The sequence below is a fragment of the Arthrobacter sp. P1_A5 genome (genome assembly GCF_056406825.1).
Map to the genome: position 1 here is coordinate 1 of NZ_JBFTZL010000233.1, position 4824 is coordinate 4824.

Below are 4824 nucleotides of genomic sequence, written 5' to 3' on the forward strand. Positions count from 1 at the left end.
GGGGACCATCGTGAAGGTGGCCGTCGCCGAGGGTGACACGGTCGCCGAGGGCGATCTCGTCGTCGTGCTCGAGGCGATGAAGATGGAACAGCCGCTCACCGCCCACCGCGCCGGGATCGTCATCGGCCTCGCCGCAGCGGCCGGCGAGACCGTGTCCGCCGGCGCCATCATCGCCATGATCGAGGACGGCGCCGCAGAGTAAGCGGCCCACGGTACGGCGACGGCGGACGGCCGGCGCCGCTGCCGGCCGCGGGCGCGCCTCTGGCGCGTCCGCGACCGGCCAGTAGAGACTTGGAGTGTGAAGCCATTCCTGCTCCTCGCCTCGCGCGCGGAAGACACCGCCGCCGAGGACGAATACCGCGCCTACCTTCGCTACTGCGGACTCCAGCCCGAGCAGCTCCACCGCATCCGGATGGAAGCCGCCCCGCTGCCCGCGCTTGAGTTGTCCGACTATTCGGGCGTCATTGTGGGCGGCAGTCCCTTTACTTCCAGCGATCCGGCCGAGCACAAGAGCGCCACCCAGCACCGGGTGGAGCGCGAACTCGCCGGGCTGCTGGACAGGATCGTGGCCGAGGACTTCCCGTTCCTCGGCGCCTGCTACGGCGTCGGCACCCTCGGACTGCACCAGGGCGCCGTGATCGACCGGAYGTACGGTGAAGGGCTCGGCGGCGTCACCATCAAATTGACGGCGGAGGGTCTTCAGGATCCCCTCCTGCGCGGGCTGCCGGAGAGCTTTACGGCGTTCACCGGCCATAAGGAAGCCTGCACCGTCCTGCCCTCCCATGCGGTGCTGCTGGCCAGCTCGGCCGCCTGCCCGGTGCACATGTTCCGGATCAAGTCCAACCTATACGCCACGCAGTTCCACCCCGAGCTTGATGCTGAAGGGCTCGTCACCAGGATCGATATCTACCGCCATGCCGGCTACTTCCCGCCTGAATCGGCCGAAATGCTCATGGACGACGCCCGGCAGTTCACTGCGACAGAACCGATGAAGATCCTGCGGAACTTTGTGGAGCGCTACGCGAGCTGAGCCCCTCCAACGCAGAAGCCCGGCGTGTTCAATGAACACGCCGGGCTTCTTCTGTCAGGAAAGAGGGCCGACGTCAGGCTACGTTGTTGGTGTAGTCGAGGTCCCGGGTTTCCTTGCTCACGAACAGGGCGATCAGCGTCAGCACCGCCATGGCGGCGAGGTAGACACCCACCAGCACGGTGCTGCCCCCGGCCAGTTCCCAGAGCCAGACGGCGATGAACGGAGCCACGGCAGCGCCCAGGATGCTGGAGACGTTGTAGCTGATGGCGGAGCCGGTGTAGCGGACATTGCCCGGGAACAACTCCGGCAGGAGCGCACCCATGGGACCGAACGTCAGGCCCATGAGCGAGAAGCCGATGATCAGCAGCGCCATGGCACCGGCGAATCCGGCGCTGAACAGCGGAACGAACAGCAGGCCGAAGGCGAGGATGCCGAAGGTGACAACGATCAGCATCTTGCGGCGGCCGAACTTCTCGGCCAGCGGGCCGGAGACCAGCGTGAAGATACCGAAGAATACGACACCGGCGATCAGCATCCAGAGGAAATCGTTCCGGCTGTAGCCCAGGCCCGGGACGAACGCAGCGGCGGCGGCCTCGGTCATCGGCTTGCCGGCCTTTTCGGCGGCGGCCTTCGCCGTGTCCAGACTGGACGCCCGGGTGCCGTAGGTCAGCGTGAACGTGGTCATCAGGTAGAAGAGCACGTAGGTGGCGAGCATGATGAACGTGCCCAGGATCAGCGGGCGCCAGCTGGTCTTGAAGACCCGTGCCAGCGGCAGCTTGGCAACCTCGTTGGATTCGAGGACCTTGGTGAAGGCCGGGGTTTCGATCAGCTTGAGGCGCACGTAGAGACCGATGATGACCATGACGGCACTGAGCAGGAACGGGACCCGCCAGCCCCATTCCATGAAGGCTTCCGGTGTCAAGGTGTAGCTGAAGACCAGGAAGATCACGTTGGCGATGATGAAGCCGATCGGGGCTCCCAGCTGCGGGAACGTGCCGTAGATGGCGCGCTTGTTCGACGGGGCGTTTTCGGTGGCCAGCAGCGCCGCGCCACTCCATTCGCCGCCGAGGGCCAGGCCCTGGCAGAAGCGCAGGACCACGAGGAGCGCCGGGGCCAGGAAGGTCCAGCCCGGGACGCTCGCCGTCGGCAGGCATCCGATCAGGAAGGTGGCAATACCCATAGTCAGCAGGGAGGCCACCAGCGTGCCCTTGCGGCCGAACTTGTCACCGAAGTGGCCGAAGATGACCGAGCCGAGCGGGCGGGCGATGAACGCGACGCCGAACACAGCGAAGGATGCCAGCAGCTGGGTGGTCTCGTTCTGCCCGGGGAAGAAGAGCTTCGGGAAAACGAGCACGGCCGCGGTGGCGTAAACGTAGAAGTCATAGAACTCGACGGTGGTACCGATCAGGCTGGCGACAATCACGCGGCCGCGCGAATTCACCTGCTTGGTGGACCCATGCTCCGCGGAGGTGGCAGTGGATGACATGTAGTAACGCTTTCATGAAGACCGGTCGGATATTTCCCCAAGAGCCCGATGCCCGGGGCCGCCGGCTAGGGATTCGTATACGTCTGATAATAGTTCCCACCGTCCAGTCAATGGACAAATAGTCCGCTATTTGGACTCCGTGTCGTTGTCTCACGTGGTGGTCGTCACACCTATTCTCACACCGTCATAAAAGCCCCGATAGGCAAAAGTCACAGCGCGTTAATAAACCGCGTCCGTCCCGGAAACGCGGCGTCCCTACCTTTGAAGGACATCACCCCCCAAGGAGGTCTCCCAAGTGACTGCTGAACGCACCGCCGAAATCGGCACCGCAGAGGTCGGCGCCGCCAGTACCGGCGGCACCCTTACCCTMGACCACCGGCCCGGCCGCTGGATCGCCAACTGGGATGCGGAAAACAAGGAGCAGTGGGAGTCGGCCGGCCGCTCGATCGCCCGGCGCAACCTGAACTGGTCCATCTTCGCCGAGTTCCTGGGCTTCGTGGTCTGGCAGCTGTGGTCGATCGTGGTGGTCCAGCTTCCCTCCGCCGGCTTCAAGTTCTCCACCAACGAGATCTTCTGGCTGATCTCCATGCCAAGCCTCGTCGGCGCCACGCTCCGGATCCCCTACACGTTCATGGTTCCCCGCTTCGGCGGCCGCAACTGGACCATCGTCTCCGCCCTGTTGCTGCTGATCCCCACGATCGGCCTGGGCCTGTGCGTCGCCAACCCGGCCACCCCGTTCGGCGTCATGCTGTTCGTGGCTGCGCTGGCCGGCTTCGGCGGCGGCAACTTCGCCAGCTCGATGGCGAACATCACTTTCTTCTACCCCGCACGGGAAAAGGGCTGGGCCCTGGGCCTGAATGCCGCCGGCGGAAACCTCGGTGCCGCCGTCGCACAGCTGGCCGTGCCGATCGCCATCACCCTGCTGGCAGCCGGCACCGTGAACCTGCCCGTCGCAGGGTTCATGTGGGTTCCGCTGATCCTGCTGGCGGCTTTCGGTGCCTGGAAGTACATGAACAATCTCACCAGCGCCAAGGGCGACGTGGCAGGTTCGCTGGCCGCGATCAAAGAGCCGCACCTGTGGATCATGGCGCTGCTGTACATCGGCACCTTCGGTTCCTTCATCGGCTTCGCCGGCGTCTTCCCCAAGCTCATTAAGGACTACTTCCCGGCATTTTCCTCGATCTCCGTCGGCACCGTGGCCCTGTCCCTGGCCTTCCTCGGCCCGCTGGTCGGGTCCCTGGCCCGCCCGTACGGCGGACGCATGGCGGACCGGATGGGCGGGGCCCGCATGACCGTCGCAGCCTTCGCCGCCATGGCCGTCATGACCCTCACCATGCTCTGGACCCTGCCGCTGAAGAACTTCTGGCTCTTCCTCTTCCTGTTCCTGCTCCTGTTCACCGCCAGCGGCTTCGGAAACGGCGCCACCTACCGCATGATCCCGATCATCTTCGCCACCTCCAGYCGGGCCGCCCGCTCCGGGGCCAGCACGCACACCACCCAGCGGCTCGCGTCCTCAGCCCTCGGCCTGATCTCGGCCATCGGCGCCTACGGCGGATTTATCATCCCCCAGGTCCTCAACGCCTCCAACACCGCCAGCGGTTCCTACACCTCGGCGTTCTACGGATTCGTGGGGGCCTACGTCCTGATGCTGGTGGTCTGCTGGTTCTGCTACATCCGCAACGCCAACCGAAATGCGATGGGACACGTCTAACATGACCAAAAGCGCCGACACGCACTGCCCTTACTGCGCTCTGCAGTGCGCCATGACGCTCACATCTCCAGCGGCTCTGACCCCGGCTGCCCGGCCGGGGTCAGAGCCCGTAGACGCTGCACCGGGCCCCGCCACTACCCCAACGTCCGCGCCGCTCCTGACAGTCGCCGGACGGGACTTCCCCACCAACCGCGGCGGCCTGTGCCGCAAGGGCTGGACCTCCGCCTCGTTACTGGACCACCCGGGCCGCGTCACGGAGCCCCTGCTGAAGGGCGCCGACGGCGTCCACCACCCGGTCAGCTGGGATGAGGCCCTCATGCGGATCGTCTCCGCCGTAAAACAGGCCCGCCTCGAGCACGGGGCTGACGCCGTCGGCGTGTTTGGCGGCGGCGGCCTCACCAATGAGAAGGCCTACCAGCTGGGCAAGTTCGCCAGGCTGGCTTTGGGCACCTCACGGATCGACTACAACGGGCGGTTCTGCATGTCCTCGGCAGCCGCGGCAGGCATGCGCGCCTTCGGCCTGGACCGCGGGCTCCCGTTCCCGCTCGCGGACCTCGACACCGCCAGCACCATCCTGATGCTCGGCTCCAACGTTGC

5 protein-coding genes are annotated in these 4824 nt (G+C 65.7%); 4 read left to right on the top strand and 1 reads right to left on the bottom strand.

Annotated elements, in window-relative coordinates; genetic code table 11:
- Window positions 1-202, top strand: a 202-nt coding sequence (locus AC1D1S_RS19270; RefSeq protein ID WP_476995225.1) for an acyl-CoA carboxylase biotin carboxyl carrier protein subunit, incomplete at its 5' end; no start/stop codon positions are given.
- Between the two features lie 96 nt (window positions 203-298).
- On the top strand, window positions 299-1030 hold the full coding sequence (locus AC1D1S_RS19275) for a glutamine amidotransferase (protein ID WP_476995226.1): 732 nt from the start codon (window positions 299-301) through the stop codon (window positions 1028-1030).
- Between the two features lie 73 nt (window positions 1031-1103).
- Here the strand turns inward: AC1D1S_RS19275 and AC1D1S_RS19280 are convergent, their stop codons facing one another.
- Entirely contained in the window at window positions 1104-2516 is a 1413-nt protein-coding gene (locus tag AC1D1S_RS19280; RefSeq protein ID WP_028278342.1) for an MFS transporter, read from the bottom strand.
- 295 nt (window positions 2517-2811) lie between these two features.
- Between AC1D1S_RS19280 and AC1D1S_RS19285 the strand changes: the two genes are divergently transcribed.
- On the top strand, window positions 2812-4227 hold the full coding sequence (locus AC1D1S_RS19285) for an MFS transporter (protein ID WP_028278343.1): 1416 nt from the start codon (window positions 2812-2814) through the stop codon (window positions 4225-4227).
- 1 nt (window position 4228) lies between these two features.
- Window positions 4229-4824, top strand: a 596-nt coding sequence (locus AC1D1S_RS19290) for a molybdopterin oxidoreductase family protein (RefSeq protein WP_476995227.1), incomplete at its 3' end; no start/stop codon positions are given.

Excerpts from the sequence above, each read along its gene's own strand:
- AC1D1S_RS19280 (WP_028278342.1), bottom strand. The coding sequence starts at position 2,516 with ATGTCATCCACTGCCACCTCCGCGGAGCATGGGTCCACCAAGCAGGTG.